The organism is Vibrio mediterranei, assembly GCF_013364395.1.
GTDB classification, from domain to species: domain Bacteria; phylum Pseudomonadota; class Gammaproteobacteria; order Enterobacterales; family Vibrionaceae; genus Vibrio; species Vibrio mediterranei.
The window spans coordinates 143735-160376 of record NZ_JABXGK010000008.1; the positions used below are offsets into that span (position 1 = coordinate 143735).

The 16642-nt window shown below is 44.1% G+C and carries 18 protein-coding genes; 3 read left to right on the plus strand and 15 right to left on the minus strand.

The genetic code is table 11. From position 1 onward, the window contains the following. Positions 1 to 12: 12 nt before the first annotated feature. Positions 13 to 543, minus strand: a complete 531-nt coding sequence (locus tag HOP38_RS17690) for an NADPH-dependent FMN reductase (RefSeq protein ID WP_198559347.1) — start codon at positions 541 to 543, stop codon at positions 13 to 15. Positions 544 to 565: 22 nt separating this feature from the next. Continuing rightward, entirely contained in the window at positions 566 to 979 is a 414-nt protein-coding gene (locus tag HOP38_RS17695) for a VOC family protein (RefSeq protein WP_038230892.1), read from the minus strand. 116 nt (positions 980 to 1095) lie between these two features. Here HOP38_RS17695 and HOP38_RS17700 point away from each other — a divergent pair, with 116 nt between their 5' ends. Continuing rightward, positions 1096 to 2037, plus strand: a complete 942-nt coding sequence (locus tag HOP38_RS17700; RefSeq protein WP_198558602.1) for a LysR family transcriptional regulator — start codon at positions 1096 to 1098, stop codon at positions 2035 to 2037. Between the two features lie 281 nt (positions 2038 to 2318). Here HOP38_RS17700 and HOP38_RS17705 read toward each other — a convergent pair whose 3' ends face one another. The 10 genes from HOP38_RS17705 to HOP38_RS17750 are packed head-to-tail and all read right to left on the minus strand — an operon-like array spanning position 2319 to position 9362. Then, on the minus strand, positions 2319 to 2534 hold the full coding sequence (locus HOP38_RS17705; RefSeq protein ID WP_006070144.1) for a hypothetical protein: 216 nt from the start codon (positions 2532 to 2534) through the stop codon (positions 2319 to 2321). 16 nt (positions 2535 to 2550) lie between these two features. Then, entirely contained in the window at positions 2551 to 2994 is a 444-nt protein-coding gene (locus HOP38_RS17710) for a F0F1 ATP synthase subunit epsilon (protein WP_006070145.1), read from the minus strand. Between the two features lie 11 nt (positions 2995 to 3005). Then, positions 3006 to 4391, minus strand: coding sequence for a F0F1 ATP synthase subunit beta (gene atpD / locus HOP38_RS17715; RefSeq protein ID WP_006070146.1), 1386 nt, complete (start codon positions 4389 to 4391; stop codon positions 3006 to 3008). Between the two features lie 20 nt (positions 4392 to 4411). Continuing rightward, positions 4412 to 5269, minus strand: a complete 858-nt coding sequence (atpG, locus tag HOP38_RS17720; protein ID WP_031493101.1) for a F0F1 ATP synthase subunit gamma — start codon at positions 5267 to 5269, stop codon at positions 4412 to 4414. 24 nt (positions 5270 to 5293) lie between these two features. Further along, complete coding sequence (atpA, locus tag HOP38_RS17725; RefSeq protein ID WP_038230813.1) at positions 5294 to 6832, minus strand: F0F1 ATP synthase subunit alpha; 1539 nt, start codon at positions 6830 to 6832, stop codon at positions 5294 to 5296. 12 nt (positions 6833 to 6844) lie between these two features. Then, positions 6845 to 7387, minus strand: coding sequence for a F0F1 ATP synthase subunit delta (locus tag HOP38_RS17730; protein WP_038230814.1), 543 nt, complete (start codon positions 7385 to 7387; stop codon positions 6845 to 6847). Positions 7388 to 7398: 11 nt separating this feature from the next. Then, positions 7399 to 7869 (minus strand): F0F1 ATP synthase subunit B, encoded by a 471-nt coding sequence (locus tag HOP38_RS17735; RefSeq protein WP_006070150.1) that lies wholly within the window; start codon positions 7867 to 7869, stop codon positions 7399 to 7401. Positions 7870 to 7904: 35 nt separating this feature from the next. Further along, entirely contained in the window at positions 7905 to 8141 is a 237-nt protein-coding gene (gene atpE, locus HOP38_RS17740; protein WP_004727739.1) for a F0F1 ATP synthase subunit C, read from the minus strand. A 40-nt stretch (positions 8142 to 8181) separates the two neighbouring features. Beyond that, a complete protein-coding gene (gene atpB, locus HOP38_RS17745; protein WP_006070151.1) occupies positions 8182 to 8952 on the minus strand; it encodes a F0F1 ATP synthase subunit A in 771 nt (256 codons plus the stop codon). Beyond that, positions 8952 to 9362 carry an ATP synthase subunit I gene (locus HOP38_RS17750; protein WP_006070152.1) on the minus strand — a complete coding sequence of 137 codons (411 nt, stop codon included), beginning with the start codon at positions 9360 to 9362 and terminating at the stop codon, positions 8952 to 8954. The genes atpB and HOP38_RS17750 overlap by 1 nt, the downstream gene beginning before the upstream one ends. Before the next feature lie 691 nt (positions 9363 to 10053). On the opposite strand from HOP38_RS17750, the gene HOP38_RS17755 reads away from it, so the two are divergent. Both HOP38_RS17755 and HOP38_RS17760 read left to right on the plus strand, forming a co-directional pair. Further along, the gene (locus tag HOP38_RS17755) at positions 10054 to 11430 is read left to right on the plus strand and encodes a sensor histidine kinase (RefSeq protein ID WP_006070154.1); all 1377 of its coding nucleotides are present in this window, start codon (positions 10054 to 10056) and stop codon (positions 11428 to 11430) included. After that, positions 11430 to 12062, plus strand: a complete 633-nt coding sequence (locus HOP38_RS17760) for a response regulator (RefSeq protein ID WP_006070155.1) — start codon at positions 11430 to 11432, stop codon at positions 12060 to 12062. Before HOP38_RS17755 ends, HOP38_RS17760 begins: the two co-directional genes overlap by 1 nt. 99 nt (positions 12063 to 12161) lie before the next feature. On the opposite strand, the gene HOP38_RS17765 is transcribed toward HOP38_RS17760, so the two are convergent. From HOP38_RS17765 to HOP38_RS17775, 3 genes are all read right to left on the minus strand, one after another. Further along, positions 12162 to 12545 (minus strand): DUF1090 domain-containing protein, encoded by a 384-nt coding sequence (locus tag HOP38_RS17765; RefSeq protein WP_198558603.1) that lies wholly within the window; start codon positions 12543 to 12545, stop codon positions 12162 to 12164. A gap of 210 nt (positions 12546 to 12755) precedes the next feature. Further along, positions 12756 to 15773 (minus strand): efflux RND transporter permease subunit, encoded by a 3018-nt coding sequence (locus HOP38_RS17770; RefSeq protein ID WP_198558604.1) that lies wholly within the window; start codon positions 15771 to 15773, stop codon positions 12756 to 12758. 15 nt (positions 15774 to 15788) lie between these two features. Then, a complete protein-coding gene (locus tag HOP38_RS17775; RefSeq protein WP_198558605.1) occupies positions 15789 to 16574 on the minus strand; it encodes an efflux RND transporter periplasmic adaptor subunit in 786 nt (261 codons plus the stop codon). Positions 16575 to 16642: the final 68 nt, after the last annotated feature.

Below are 16642 nucleotides of genomic sequence, written 5' to 3' on the forward strand. Positions count from 1 at the left end.
CTATCGGTCGGATTAGCTCACGATCAGTTGCGCTACCGCAGAAGCTACTTGATCCGCTAGCTCACCATTGGTGATTTTCTGCTGCTCAACATCAAAATTGTCGTAGAAACTAGGAATCGACACTGATGCTTTCACATCCGCGGCAAAATAAGGTGCAGAACCAGAAGCTGCAGCTAGCACGCTTTGCGCTCCACCTGGGCCTGGTGAGGTAGCCAAATACACCACAGGTTTATTTTGAAACACTTGCATGTTGATGCGAGAGGTCCAATCAAACAGGTTTTTGTAGGCTGCGGTATACGAACCATTGTGCTCGGCAAGGGAGATAATCACTGCGTCAGCATCTCCAATCAACTGATAAAAGCGCTGCGCTTGTTCAGGAACTCCAGACTGTTTTTCACGATCTTCACTATAAATTGCGGCTTCAAAATCGTTGAGGTCGATAAGATTCACCTCTGCGTTCTCAAGCAGGTTTGCCGCGTAACCGGCTAGAGTTTGGTTAATGGATGATCGGCTATTGCTGGCACCAAATGCGAGTACTTTAATTGCTTTTGTCATGATTGTTCTCCTAATTCTTGTATGCGTCTAAACCCACGTATTCAATAAACTCAATCACATTGTCGTCAGGGTCTCTGATAAAAAACGATAAACCCGTTGGATGGGTCATTGGACCACCACTAAGGGGGATGTTGAGCTCTGCCAAGTTGGCCATAACTTGCTCAGCACTCGACACTTCAATGGCCACATGGGTGTAACCTGTGTGTTTAACGGGTACATCCATAAGTTGGTTTTTCTTTTCACCTGAATTCGCATTCAGAATAAAATTAATATTGATACCACTTGGATGCTCAACAATGGCTACAGGCTCGGGGCCTGCTGGTCCTGCGATGTATTCAAAACCTAGCTTGGCGTAAAAGTCTCTCGATTGTTCAAACTCACTCACTCGAATTCCTATGTGATTCACTCGGCTAATCTGCTTCATGTTGGCACTCCATTGTTCTACTTGTTCATGGTTAAATTCAGTGTAATTGCTAGTCATATGGAAATTAATGACTAAAATGTAAAATCATTATTTCCATATGACTAGGAATAAGCACGATGTACAACGGGAAGCTATTGGATGGTTACGTGGTCTTTGTCGAGGTTGTGGATAGTGGCAGTTTCACTGTCGCAGCGGAGCGGACACAGCACTCCACCTCATACATCAGCAAAGAAGTGACCAAGTTAGAAGAACGCTTAGGCGTGCGTCTACTTCAACGCACTACACGTGCGCTGAAACTCACTCCTGAAGGGGAAAATTTTTACCAACATGCTCGTGATGTTGTCGATGCGGCACAAGCGGCGGAAGAGTCGTTGTCCGGTAGTCAAATTGAGCCGTCCGGCCTACTAAAAATCACCTGTCCTGTTGCCCTTGGGCTGTCTACTATGAGCGCGATCTTTACCCAGTATGCGCAACGTTATCCCAAGGTCACCTTAGATATCGATCTGAGCGATAAGAAAGTCGACGTCATTGAGCAAGGAATCGATATTGCGATTCGTGCGTCTGATAGGCTTGAAGACTCCTCACTCATCAGTCGTAAACTCTTTACTGATAGAGGAATTACGGTGGCCTCTCCTGCTTACCTTCAGCAATATGGAACACCAAGAGCGCCTAGCGAATTGGCTCATCACAACATCATTAGTTATAGCTACGCGAAAAACAACAAGCGCTGGGTTTATGAGGATCTTGATGGGAACGAAGCTTCAGTGGATATCACCAGTAGAATCACGGTCAACAGTGCTAAAATGGAACTAGAAATGTGCAAAGCCGGATTGGGCATCACCCGTTTGCCGCGATTTTATTTAGGTAACGAACTAGAAGCCGGAGAACTGATCGAACTGTTTGACGACTATCCAAAGCATCAACTTGGTGTCTACATGGTGTATCCGAGTAGAAAACACATGTCAGCAAAAGTAAGAGCGTTCAAAGACATTGTCGAAACAGAGCTGGTTCATTCCTTGTCTTTGCATCAGAAGGAACTAAACAAAGGAATGGCGTAATAAGAAAAGAAAAAGCCGTCACTCCCAACTATGAAAAGAGTGACGGCTAAGTGCTGAAACCAATCTGGATAAGTGGCGATGGAGTCACTTATATAGATTGACCTCACCTCAGTGTCCGGTTTGTTGAGTGCTGAGTTCAACTCAACGGAGCTGAGAGGACGGTATAGCCAGTTCTTGTTTTAGAAACATCAAAGCCTTCATTGGTGAATATGAGCCTTTAACGTTTCGTTGCCGGGTTCGTCCTGTTAGCTAATGAGATTCGAGCCTCATCGTTGCTTGTGTTATTTCTTGTCTTCTGGTTTGAACTCTTCGTTATCATCCACGGTCAGTGGTTTTCCATCTGGTCCAAAAATAGCAATCGCACTGCCCAAACTCACTAGACGCATAGCCAGTGATGGAGAAACTGCTTTCTGGACCCCTTTTTCTGCTAAGATCTCACCTTCCCAAGCTCGGTCCATGTAGCGACCACTTTGTGTAAACTCAATAACTGTTCTCATGATCTTTCCTCCGGTTTTAATATCTAGCTCGCGCAACGGTAAGTTCTACCGCTCGTAGTTGAGCCAGTGCTTTTGCAAGTTCGAGCTGTGCCTGAGCAAAATTAACGTCGTCGGTATACTTGTTAATGTTCTCTTCGGCTGCGCGGCGCGCCGCTTCCGCTCGAGCTTTATCAATATCTTTGCCGTGTAATGCCGTATCTGCGAGTACGGTAACCACGTCAGGCTGTACTTCTACCAAGCCGCCCGATACATACAAAATCTGCTCTGGTTGCTTGAGATCACCAAGGATTCTTGCAACACCTGGCTTGATCTTGCTGATTAATGGGGAGTGGCCGGGACGAATCCCGAGCTCACCATCCGCTCCGGCAACGGCGATTGCATGAGCTGGCCCTGAATACAGCGTCCCTTCCGCACTCACCACATTGAGTTGAAAGGTTGTTTGTGAAACACCTATTGCCATCACGTCACCCCTTACAGTGTTTTCGCTTTCTCAAGCACTTCGTCGATAGAACCGCAGTACATAAATGCTTGTTCTGGGATATCGTCATATTGACCGTTAAGCAGACCTTGGAAGCCCGCAATAGTGTCTTTCAAAGGTACAAACACCCCTGGCTGGCCAGTAAAGACCTCAGCTACGTGATACGGCTGCGTTAAGAAACGCTCTACCTTACGAGCTCGAGATACCAGTTGCTTGTCTTCTTCGGAAAGTTCATCCATACCCAAGATGGCAATGATGTCTTTGAGTTCTTTATAACGTTGCAGTGTTTTTTGTACCGCTTGCGCTGTGTCGTAGTGTTCTTGACCAATTATTTGCGGATCAAGCTGGCGAGACGTTGAGTCTAGCGGGTCGATCGCAGGGTAAAGGCCAAGTGCTGCAATGTTACGTGACAGTACAACCGTTGCGTCCAAGTGAGCGAACGTCGTTGCTGGCGATGGATCCGTTAAGTCATCCGCTGGTACGTACACCGCTTGAATCGACGTAATCGAACCATTCTTGGTAGACGTGATACGTTCTTGCAGTACACCCATCTCTTCCGCCAGCGTTGGCTGATAACCTACTGCTGATGGCATACGACCTAACAACGCTGATACCTCTGTACCAGCCAAGGTGTAACGATAAATGTTATCCACGAATAGCAGTACATCACGACCTTCATCACGGAAGCGTTCCGCCATGGTTAAGCCTGTCAAAGCAACACGAAGACGGTTACCCGGTGGCTCGTTCATCTGACCATAAACCATGGCCACTTTGTCTAGAACGCCCGCTTCTTTCATCTCGTAATAGAAGTCGTTACCTTCACGAGTACGCTCACCAACACCAGTGAACACCGAAAGCCCTGAGTGCGCTTTCGCAATGTTGTTGATAAGTTCCATCATGTTGACGGTCTTACCTACACCAGCGCCTCCGAACAGACCGATTTTACCGCCCTTAGCAAATGGACAAATCAAGTCGATAACTTTCACGCCAGTCTCAAGTAGTTCAGTACTGTTTGACTGATCTTCGTAGCTAGGCGCTGGACGGTGAATCTCATACGACGCTTGTTCGCCAATTGGACCACACTCATCGATAGGTTGGCCTAGAACGTTCATAATACGCCCTAGTGTTTCCTCACCTACGGGTACGGTAATTGGGCTACCTGTAGTTTCTACTTGCAGACCACGTCTTAGGCCATCGGATGAGCCCATAGCGATACAGCGAACCACACCGCCACCAAGTTGTTGTTGTACTTCTAAAACAAGTGAGCTGTTTTCATCACCTACGACTTTTAGAGCGTCGTATACTCGCGGACCGCTGTTTTGTTCGAACTCTACGTCGACAACGGCACCGATGACTTTGACAATTTTGCCAATACTCATAATCTTACCTCTGAATCCTGTTACACCGCTTGAGCGCCGGCGGTAATCTCACTCAACTCTTGAGTGATCGCTGCCTGACGTGCTTTGTTGAACACGAGTTGCAAGTCATCAATTAACTGACCTGCATTGTCCGTTGCGGCTCTCATCGCAACCATTCGCGCTGCTTGTTCACAAGCAATGCTCTCTACCACACCTTGATACACAAGAGACTCAACGTAGCGCAGCATCAAATGGTCCAAGATATCTCTTGGTGCTTGCTCGTAGATGTAGTCCCAACGTGTTTCTTTTTCCGCTTCTTCTTGCTTAGGAAACGGTAACAGCTGCATCACGGTAGGTTGTTGCGTCATGGTGTTTACAAATTGGCTATAAACCAGAAATAGTCGGTCTATCTGCCCTTCTGCGTAATGCTCCATCATGGCGTGGACAGTACCCAGTAGCTCTTCGAGCTTTGGGTGGTCTCCCAAACCTGAGGTTTGAGCAATGACACGCCCTGATGATTGAAAAAAGCTGATTGCTTTTGAACCAATCAATGTGGTGTCAACTTCGACACCTTGCTCCTGCCAGCTTTGCATTTCAGACAAAACTTTTCGGAACAAGTTGGTATTTAAACCGCCACATAAGCCACGGTCTGAAGAGATAATGATGTAAGCAACCCGCTTAACTTCTCTCTCTTGCAGATACGGATGGCTATATTCCAACGTACCGCCAGACACGTGACTGATTACTTTTTTCATGTTGTCTGCATAAGGTCGAGACGCTTCCATATTGTCTTGAACCTTACGCATTTTGCTTGCCGCCACCATCTCCATCGCACTGGTGATTTTCTGAGTACTTTGAATACTCGCAATCTTGGTGCGTATCTCTTTGGTATTTGCCATTACTGACTCCTACTTGGTTGATGGTTAATATTGCAGCGCAGAAAACTCTTCTAGCAGCGTATAAAGCTTGCCTTCGATTTCCTTGTTGTAATCACCAGTTTTGTTGATCTCTTCGAGTAGATCAGCTTGAGTCTGTTTGGCAAAAGCCACCAAACCATCTTCAAACTCCGCGAGCTTGTTCAGTGCCACATCTTCCAAGAAACCCTTTTCGGCTGCGAAGATGACTAATGCTTGATTCGCAACAGACATTGGTGCGTACTGCTTTTGCTTCATGAGTTCGGTCACTTTTTCACCGTGGTCAAGCTGCTTGCGAGTCGCTTCATCTAAGTCAGATGAGAACTGCGCGAAGGCAGCTAGCTCGCGGTACTGAGCCAATGCGGTACGAATACCTCCAGAGAGCTTCTTGATGATCTTGGTTTGTGCTGCACCACCTACACGCGATACTGAGATACCAGGGTCCACAGCAGGGCGTAAGCCAGAGTTAAACAACTGAGTCTGCAAGAAGATTTGACCATCGGTAATTGAGATAACGTTAGTCGGTACAAACGCAGATACGTCACCCGCTTGCGTTTCGATGATCGGTAATGCGGTTAACGAGCCAGTACGACCTTTAACTTCACCATTAGTAAAACGCTCTACATAACCCTCATTAACTCGAGCTGCGCGCTCTAGAAGACGTGAGTGAAGATAGAAAACATCACCTGGGAACGCTTCACGACCCGGTGGGCGTTTTAGTAGTAGTGAGATTTGACGGTAAGCAACAGCTTGTTTAGACAGGTCATCGTAGATGATCAATGCATCTTCGCCGCGGTCACGGAAATATTCACCCATGGTGCAGCCTGAATATGGTGCCAGGTATTGTAATGCAGCAGATTCTGATGCTGACGCCACCACAATAATGGTGTTTGCTAGTGCGCCATGTTCCTCTAGCTTACGAACCACGTTAGCAATCGTTGAGGCTTTTTGGCCAATCGCGACATAAATACATTTAACGCCAGTGTCACGTTGGTTGATGATGGCATCGATAGCCATCGCCGTCTTACCTGTTTGACGGTCACCGATAATCAGCTCACGCTGACCTCGACCGATTGGCACCATAGCATCAACCGCTTTGTAACCAGTTTGAATTGGCTCATCCACTGATTTACGGTCGATTACACCCGGTGCAATCACTTCTACAGGGTCAAAGCGTTCAGCTTTCACTTCGCCTTTGCCATCGATAGGCTGACCCAAAGTGTTCACCACACGGCCAAGCAGCGCAGGGCCAACTGGCACTTCTAAGATACGCCCCGTACCACGGACCTTCATCCCTTCACAAAGGTCAGCATAAGGGCCCATCACTACCGCACCAACAGAGTGGCGTTCTAAGTTAAGCGCTAGGGCAAAACGGTTATCTGGTAACTCAATCATCTCACCTTGCATAGCATCCGCAAGACCGTGAATGGTGATAATACCGTCACTGACCGAAATGATGGTTCCTTCATTTCTCGCCTCACTCGCCATGTCAAAATTGGCGATGCGCTCTCTGATCAGTTCACTAATTTCATTTGAATTCAATTGCATCTCTTTCCCCTACTATGCGTGTAGGTTGACAGCAAGACGGTGTAACGATGAGTAAATACTTCCATCTAACACCTGCTCGCCCGCTTTAATCATCACTCCACCAACAAGGGATGGATCAATTTGCTGTTCTATCGTTACCGTTTTGCCAAACTTAGCTTCAAGCGCGTTCTTAATGTCCACCAATTGGTCTTGTTCCAATGGCTCTGCGGTGTAAACCAAAACTTCCATGGTTTTTTCATATTCCGCTTTCATTTCAAAGAACAGCTCAACAGTGGTTGCCAGTAGCTTGAGTCTCTTGTTTTCAGCCATAACACGTAAGAAGTTCTTAACGTATTGGCTAAGCCACTCATCACACGAGGTCAGTATCATATCGAGCAAGACTTGCTCTGAACTTTCCTCTTCAAGGTCTTCAATCACCTCGACGACCGCTGGCTGTGATACCACCATTTTTAAAAGCCCTAACGCTTGTCCCCACTCATCGAGCAGTGCCTCATCAAGGGCAAAGTCAAACGCAGCTTTGGCATAGGGTTGAGCAATTGAGGTAAAGTCATTCATCTGATTTACCCCTACATTTCGCTAATCATGTGCTCAACAAGCTCACGGTTACTCTTAGAATCAAGGTTTTTGCGAATCAGTTTGCTGGCACTTTCAATCACTAAATCTGCCATTTCAGATTTCAGCTCCTGACGAACCTTGCTCTTTTCGCTCTCTACCTCAGCTTTACCTTCAGCGATGATTTTCGCTTTCTCTTTTTGCGCTAGCTCTGCTGCTTCTTCCACTAATTGGTTTTGACGTTGCTGTCCTAACTCAATAATGGATTGTGCTTTTTCGCGCGCTTCCGCAACGATGCTCTCACCGTTTGCTTTTGCTAGTTCAAGTTCTTTTGCCGCGGCTGCAGTATTCTTAATACCAGTCGCGATTTCGTCTCGACGCTCGTCAAGCAGTGTTACCAATGGTGGCCACACATATTTCATGCAAAGCCAAACGAAGATAACGAAGGAGATTGCTTGACCCAGCATGGTTGCATTTAGGTTCATAACATCCTCACCAATGTTTACTTATTAAAAATCAATTAAGCCACTGCGAAGATGATGTAGAGACCAATACCAACACCAATCATAGGAACCGCATCCACTAGACCCATCATGATGAAGAACTGAGTACGAAGCATCGGGGTTAAATCTGGTTGACGTGCCACACCCTCTAGGTATTTACCGGCAAGGTTACCGATACCTGCTGCCGCACCCGCCGCACCAAGACCAATTAGAAGTGCACCTGCTACATATAAAACAGCACTTACAATATCCATAACAACTCCTGAGAAATATATTTAGTAAATTAAGTTTGAATTAGTGATGTTCTTCTACTGCCATGCCCATATAGACAACAGTGAGAACCATAAATATAAACGCTTGTAATCCGACAATTAATATATGGAACAATGCCCACGGAACACTTAACGCCCATTGCATCCACCATGGCATTAGTGCGATAAGAATAAATATCATCTCACCCGCATACATATTGCCAAATAGTCGCAGACCTAATGAAATAGGTTTTGAAATTAGTGTGACTAATTCAAGAACCAGGTTCACCGGATATAACAAAGGATGTGAAAATGGCTGAGTAGTCAGTTCTTTAATAAATCCTTTTATGCCTTTATGTTTAAAGGTATAACCAAGGACTAGAATAAATACTCCTAACGCCATTGACATAGTGACATTAACATCCGCTGATGGTAGGTCTCTAAAGTGACCAAGTCCTATTGCTCGGGTAAAGGCTGGAATAAAATCGATAGGTAATAAATCGATAGCATTCATCAAGAATACCCAAACAAAGATAGTCAGAGCCAATGGACCTATTAGTTTATCTTGTGCTTGGAAAATTTCTTTTACCAGTCCGTCGACAAACTCAAACACCAATTCAACGAGACATTGCAATCGGCTAGGAACTCCACTTGTCGCCTTGGAAACCGCATAGCGAAAGCCTACGATAAAGACGATACCCAGTAACCAAACCATCAACATTGAGTCTAGGTTTATGCCCCAAAAACCATCACCCGAAGTCCAGAACGTCAAATGGTGTTCAATATAGTCATGTGCTGATTGAACGTTTTCCATTACGCTTTCCTCTGTAGTTCAATGGTTTGCTGATCTTTAAGCATTGGACTGATAAAGAAACCTAATACCGTAATGCAATATCCGGCTAATACAGTAACGTTACTCAGTTCCATAAATCGAAATGTCAAAATGAACATCACTATGGTGTAGATCATCTTGATATTGCGACTCAAACGCATCAGATCTTTTAAATTTTGTTGCGGCTTATATTTAGCTTTTAGCGACGCGAATATCATGCCTATGAACGGAGGTACAACTGCAATAATCACTCCGATTAACGCCGATTCTATATCTAGTTTGTCTTTAAAAAAGAGCTCGTAGAGTATAAATACCGACCCAAGCATCAACTGGCTGTATAATATCCGCTTCCCAGCTAGCATTATATCTTCGCTGGGGATACTAGCTTGCATCAGCAATCCTTAATTGTATTTAAAACATATTGATAAATTTAATTACCGACCAAATTAATTAATGGATAACTAAATTTATCATCGACGCAAAATGTAGTTATTTATCTACACAGCTTGCGAGAAGAAAGATACACCCAACAAAGTGATAATATAAATAATAATTAGCGAAACTTATCATTTCATTTTTGGAGGATTTATTTATTTGTATTCCATTAATGATCAAGCTACGTTTATATAGTAAGCCAATACTTACAGACTAACTTATTCACAAGGATGTGAACTCTTTAGTTATTTACATTTAACCTTTACTATTTTTTGATAAATACACTTATCAACTTAGATTATATTTGCTTAATTATATTTCACTCCTTGATCGTTTATTCTTCCCCACCCAACAGAATAGACTTTCAAGGAGTGATTTTTTTATTTCTAGTCCTTATAAATTTTCCTTCTACCACCACGCTTCGTTAATGTAACGCTTTGTCACTCAAGTTAACTACATTAGTAACAACCTAGCGACAAATCACTCAACAACCCCACCTCCAACCCTTATATATCAATGGATTAATATGTTTTTATACATTCTTACATTTGTTCATTTTCAAAAATAGAAAGTAAGATATCAGTGATAGAGATCACATAGAGAAGTGCTATAACACTAATACTGATTATCTTGTAAACAATATTACTCATGGATACTCTCTTTGTATTTAAGATTTATCTCATTTACGGACTAGCATTTATAACGCTATTTTTCGCGATATTACTGCGCGATATGTCCAGCAGTGAAATAAAAATTGCTAAAGTTCTTCCTTACTTAGGCATTTCTGGATTGGTGCTTGGCTTCCATGAGTGGAGCGAATTGTATCTTGCTATTTACCAACAAGAGTTCGTCATTACGAAACCGATGGAAGTACTACTTCTATTAAAGTTTGTTATTGCCTATCTTCCTTTAAACCTATTCGCATGGAAGATGACCGAACTTCTAGATGCCACTATTGCTAAAACCGTTCGCCGTGTCTGGTTAGGCCTAGCGACTCTCTTACTCGCGGTTTCCTTCTATCAGTTTTCTACTCAAGATTTTTACGCCTTTACCATTAGCGCCACTCGCAACGCACGGCTCCTTTTTAGCTTGATCGCTAGCTGTGTTGCAGGGGTTGGTCTTGCGTTGTATTCAAAACAGTTAGAAGAACAAGATGTTCCCAACCATCTGTACTTCTTGCTATCTGGCATTGCCTTTTTCATATACGGCCTCGGCAGCGCCCTTGTTTTTGCTCAGTATGGAGCTTGGGTCTTGGTCTTCCGCTGTGTTGGTGCTGTCATGCTATTGGCAACACTGTGGCAAGCATTGAAGATGTTTGATCTCGAAAGAAAACAACAAATAGAAGAGGCACTATCACTGTCTCTACAAAATCAGAAGTTAAAAGAGCTTGGAGAACTATCTTCAGCCATCGCCCATGAAATAAAAACACCTATTAGCAGTGCTCTTATGAGTTGTGATTTGTTAGAGCAGAATCGCGAGAACCAAGAAATCGCAGACCGTCAAATCGTCCGTATACGTCGAGGACTTGAGCGAGCGGCTTGCATAAGCCAAGAAGTACTACGTTACTCACATCAGCACAGTATTGAGCGGGAGCGAGTGCATGTTGAGAGCATAGTGAATGCCGCTCTCGATATGCTTCGCTACCGTCTTGCTCAATATGACCTGACGTTAGATATCGACCCTAAACTCTATGTCAGAGGCGATAAAGCCTTGCTTGAAGAAGTCGTTATCAACCTTGTATCCAATGCTCTTGATGCCAGCGCCAATCAACGCAAGCTAGCCATCAGAGTTCAAAAAGATCATGACAAAGTGTCATTGAAAGTACGCGACTGGGGTACAGGAATGTCCCCTAAAACCTTAGAGAAGGCGACACAACCTTTCTTTACCACTAAACCAAAAGGCAAAGGTACCGGTATGGGCCTTGCCCTCGTTAAACAAATTGCCACACAACATAACGGCTCTATTACATTCTCGAATGTTTGCCCGGGGCTACTTGTTGAGTTCAAACTACCAGGAGTTAAATAATGAAACTGCAACTACTTTTAGCTGAAGATGATACGGACTTAAGAGAAGTATTGGAGGAAGCATTATCACTTGAAGGCTTTGAAGTCACCGCCGTCGATAATGCCGAAGATGCTCTTGATCTCGCGAAAGAAAAGACGTTTGACCTAGCCCTATTCGATGTGGTGATGGGTGGAATCACTGGCATTGATGCGCTGACAACACTACGCCGATTCCAACCCAATATTGGTGTAATTGTCACTACCGCATTTGCTACGGTAGACCTTGCGGTTGACGCCATGAAAAAAGGCGCTGATGAGTTTCTGACTAAACCATTTAACCTTTCCGCACTCTCCGTCACACTCAAACGTGTTCATGCAGAGCGCTCTCCTAAGGACGTGCAAAATGCCGAGTCTCGTGACCAAGTATTCAGCGCACTATCGAACCCAATTCGCCGCACCGTAGTGAGACAACTAAAAGTACACCACAAAATTAAGTTCATGGATCTATGCCGTATTGTCGGTATCGAGGATCATACGAAATTCAACTTCCACTTAAGACAACTTGTAAACTGTGGGCTGGTAACTAAGGACAACGGCAAGGTATACACTTTAACTACTTTGGGCCAGCAGGTTTATACCAGCATGCTTCAATAAGTTCGACAAACAGTAATCAGTTCTTGGTAGGCACTTCTATCGCTAGAGTGCCTACTCGATCATACAGGAGCCATTTGTGTGCTTTCGAATAGAGAATAATCACTCAGATAACTCTGAAATTGCCTCCTGTAACTCCTCTTCAGCATCCGCTAGTTTGCGCTCCTTTTTGTTGATTTTTTTCTGATCACCCTTAGCTTTTGCTTGCTCCAGCTCTTGAGCTCTTTCCGCTACCTTTTTCTTCTTGCTCTCCACTTTCTGCATTCGTTCCTTATACAGCTTTTCATCAGTGCAGTAATTTTGAACATTCTCTATGGCTAATTCGAGGCTTTGGATCTCATGAGTGTTGTTATACTTTTTAGCATATTCCAGCTTGGTTTTGAGTCGCTGCTCTTTGGCCGCACACCCCGTCAACGCTTCTTGGGCAGACACACTGCCACTAACGGATACGGTAAGTGCTAGTAAGGTTAATGTCATTTTTCTCATAGTGTACCTAAATAGATTACGTCTCTTAGACTTCGGATAAAGAAACTAGTAGCATAAAAAACAAACACCTCTTAGCTTAACATTAAGATACTATACGTAAAGATTAATTATCTAGATTGGCTTAAATTGGAGCCATGCGCCAAAAGTGACGCATGAGTGCATACACATGATGTATTTTTCTATCAATCGTATACTGCTTATAAACACACTCTAGGTATTCATCGGCTCACGTTCACGGACAAAACACAAACTATACAAAACTGGAACAACCAATAAGACAATCGGTAGCGAAAACAATAAACCATAGCCGAGTGTTAACGACATCGGCCCCATATAAACGTCAGTGCCACCTATACCGTAAGCGAGTGGTAATAAGCCCACTACTGTTGTCAAAGAGGTTAATAATATTGGGCGCAGTCGACTTACGGATGCCTCTATAACCGCATCAACACCACAATTTCCATCAGCTCTTAGTTCGTTGATTCGATTAATGAGAACCAAAGCGTTATTCACAACGACTCCAGCCATTCCGAGCACTCCTATCAACGCGAATAAAGACAACGCTTGAAAGTGCACAACCAATGCCATCAACGATGCAACAACAGCAAATGGAATCACTGCCATTACTAAGAGTGGTTGAAGTAGCGAATTAAACATGATCGCGAGAACAAAATAGATCGCCACCATAGCGGAAGGAAAAGCAACAATAAATCCACTCATGGTTTCATTAGTTTTTTCCGCTTCACCGCCAATATCAATAGTTACTGTAGCAGCGTATTTACCCTGTAGTTCAGTAAGTAACTCGTTCGACAGTGCTACTGAGCTTAGGGCATCATCCGTTATCTGTGCTGTTACTGTCACTTCTCTCTGTCCATTGTAATGTTTGATCAGTCTAGGGGAGTCAATTTGCTCTACTCTTGCCAAACGACTCAACGGGACTTGTTTTCCATCTGAGGTATAGATCTTTGTTGTCGCTAACTTTTCTAGAGATCGGTAGTCTTCATTTAAAATCATACGGATATCGACTTCTCGGGTGCTTAACCACGTGGAAGTGATTTTCTCGCCATCAAAGGCAATACGTAGTGTATTGGCAAGATCCGCTACCGTGAGTCCATATTTCGCTAGCCATGTGTGCTGTGGCACTATTTTTAATTGAGGATCTTTTAGGGCTTCACTGTTAGTAACATTCGCAAGACCAGAGTGCTCGGCTAACCATTTAGATACCAACTCGACCGCTTGTTGACGATCATGCTCCAATCCTCCCAAGACACGCACTTCGATAGGCTCTCCTGGAGGCGGTCCTCCTGCATCAATGGAAAACTTAACAAACACCTGGTCACTGTAACTGGCAACCTTACGATTCAGTTCAACGACGATCTCATCTGCTGTGCGCTTTCGCTGGCTATAATCACTCAAGTTGATTCGACCTGTACTCACCGGCGATTGATAAGTCATTTCAAAACTGTCGAGTTCGTCTACGGGTAGTGACTTTATTGCCTGCTCGATTCTCGCATGCATTACGCGAACATTTTCTAACGAGGTTCCCGGCTTTACCTCGGTATGTACCTCTACATATTTTGCAGCTTGTGAAGGAAAGATATCTAATTTAAGAGTCATCACTAGACTCGTCCCTGCTAATGCAACAACGATCACCGCGGTAATAACAGACTTTTTGTAGCGAAGACATTTGGTCAACATCCGCTGATACCAGCCAGCTACCTCAGTGAATTTGCCTGAAGTAGCACGCTTTGATTCTAACGATCCAGAAAGGTGTGCAGGTAAGGTAAAGGTACATTCACCAAGAGAAAACAACAGTGCGGTAATAACCGTAATTGGGATAACGACAATCACTTTCCCCATAATGCCAGGAATAAACATCATCGGAATGAATACCAAGGCCGTGGTCGTCAAGCTGGCCAAAATAGGCTTAATGACCGCTTTAGTTCCCTCAATTGCAGCTTCAACTCCCTGTTTCCCCGCCTCTTTTTGTTGATAAATGCTTTCGGCAACAATCACTGAATCATCAACAATGATTCCTATAACTAACAACAATGCCGCCAAGGTAATACTATCGAGATTCAGCCCAAGCATCGGCAATACGATCATGACACCCAATATGCAAAATGGAATTGAAATAGAAACCCAAAAAGCAACTTGTCTTTTGAGTACCATGCTCAAAACTAGTAATACTAAGAGAAGACCAATAGCACCGTTGGTAGACACGATAGTAAAGCGATTGCTCATGTCATCAGCGAGGTTCATTCCATATTGGAAAGCGAACTGCCCCTGGTACGTAGTTTGTTCTTGCTCTAGCAACGCTTTGATACTGGCGACCGTTTTAGTGATATCCGCATTGCCGCTGTTAGAGATATCGAACAACACAGCATCTTGACCATTGATCACTCCTTGTTGCGTCGCTTTCGCAAAGGTATCAATCACTTGCGCAACATCGGAAACTTTCACTATAGTGCCGCTAGGGAGCGCCTTAATAACGATATTTCCAATTTCCTGCGCCGATTGCACTTGAGTCATCGTGATCAGCTTTTGCTCGCTGTTTGTAGCGCGTACCATTCCGCCCGATTGTGACAAGTTCGACTGAACAATTGCATTACTTATCTCGGCAAACGTTAATTGATAACGACTCGCCTTTGTAGGATCAATCTCTACCCAAAACTCTCGCTCGCTATACCCAGAGAGTGTGACGGTTTGAACACCTGATAGTGCGCTTATCGCACGTTCTAAGTGGTACGCATACTCTTGTAACTCTACATTCCCTTGCGTCTCGCCAACAGCACTGATGCCGAACGATAGAACAGAAAATGAAGATGTTTGCTTTTGAGTCACTAGTGGCGGATTAGTGATATCTTTCGGTAAACCACTCACCCTATCGACGGCTTGTTGAATATCGCGCATAACTTGTGTGGAATCGACATCTGGAAGAAACTCCAGTTCTATTGCAGAAAAGCCATCCACAGATTGAGAGGAAAAAAAGTTAATACCTTTTACCGTGCGTAACTCTTTCTCCAATGGATTAGTAACATTGACTTCAACATCGGAAGCCGTTGCTCCTGGGTAATGGGTCGTCACCTCAGCGGATTCGAAGGCAACATCGGGGTATTCTTGCAGTTTAAGAGTGTATAGTGAAATCACTCCCATCATTAATACCATAATCGTAATGATTCGGGCGAGAAACGGGCGCCGAGCAAAATAGGAGATTAAAGAAAACATGGTCAAAATCGCCTCTTATTTCACGGAAGTTGTGATTTGCGAAACATCGGTCGTGGCATACATCGACATACCTGGCATCAGCTTAAAGTCGGCATTTTTTATATCAACTTCAATCGGATAAGCCATGTGCTGAACATCCATTTCCACTCCTATACGAGCAATGGATGACACCACTTTTTGCTCTGGACTTGTCTCTGCCCAAAGTTCTATCGACTGCCCCACCGATAGCAAAGACATATCATGCTCACTTGCTAACAGACGTACCGTCAACGTATCAATATTCACAAGTCGATAAAGCAAATCACCTTGGTTTACCCAAGCACCAACTTGTGTATCACGGCTCACCACAAAGCCTTCAATATCGGCTCGGATACTTGTCTCTTCGAAGTTTTTCTGAGCAATATCAAGTTCAATTTGTGCCAGCTTAAGTAATGCTTTGGCATTGAGGTAATCAGCTTTGGCGATATCAAGTTCATTAACAGATAAGTTGTTGTTTTTAATAAGCTCTTGATAACGTTCGTATACGGAACGTTTGAGTTTGATCTCTGCTTGTGCCAGTTCCAGATTGGCCGTGGTACGAGCTAGTTCAAACTGAAAGTCTTGCTTTTTGATTTCAGCTATAACCGTGTACTGCTGAACCTTATCCCCGACCTCTACGTTCATGGTTTCAATCACGCCATTGACTTCGGCAACCACATTTACCGATGACAAACTGACCGTTTGCCCAATTAGTTCTATGGCTTGACCCCAAGGCGCCACCAGACTTAAAGCCAAACAAACTAATGATTTTGGTGTTTTCATATCACACACTCCCTTAGTAAATAAGAGCAGTGTGCAGGAGTCGATGTCGAGTTTTTGTCAAAGCTGTT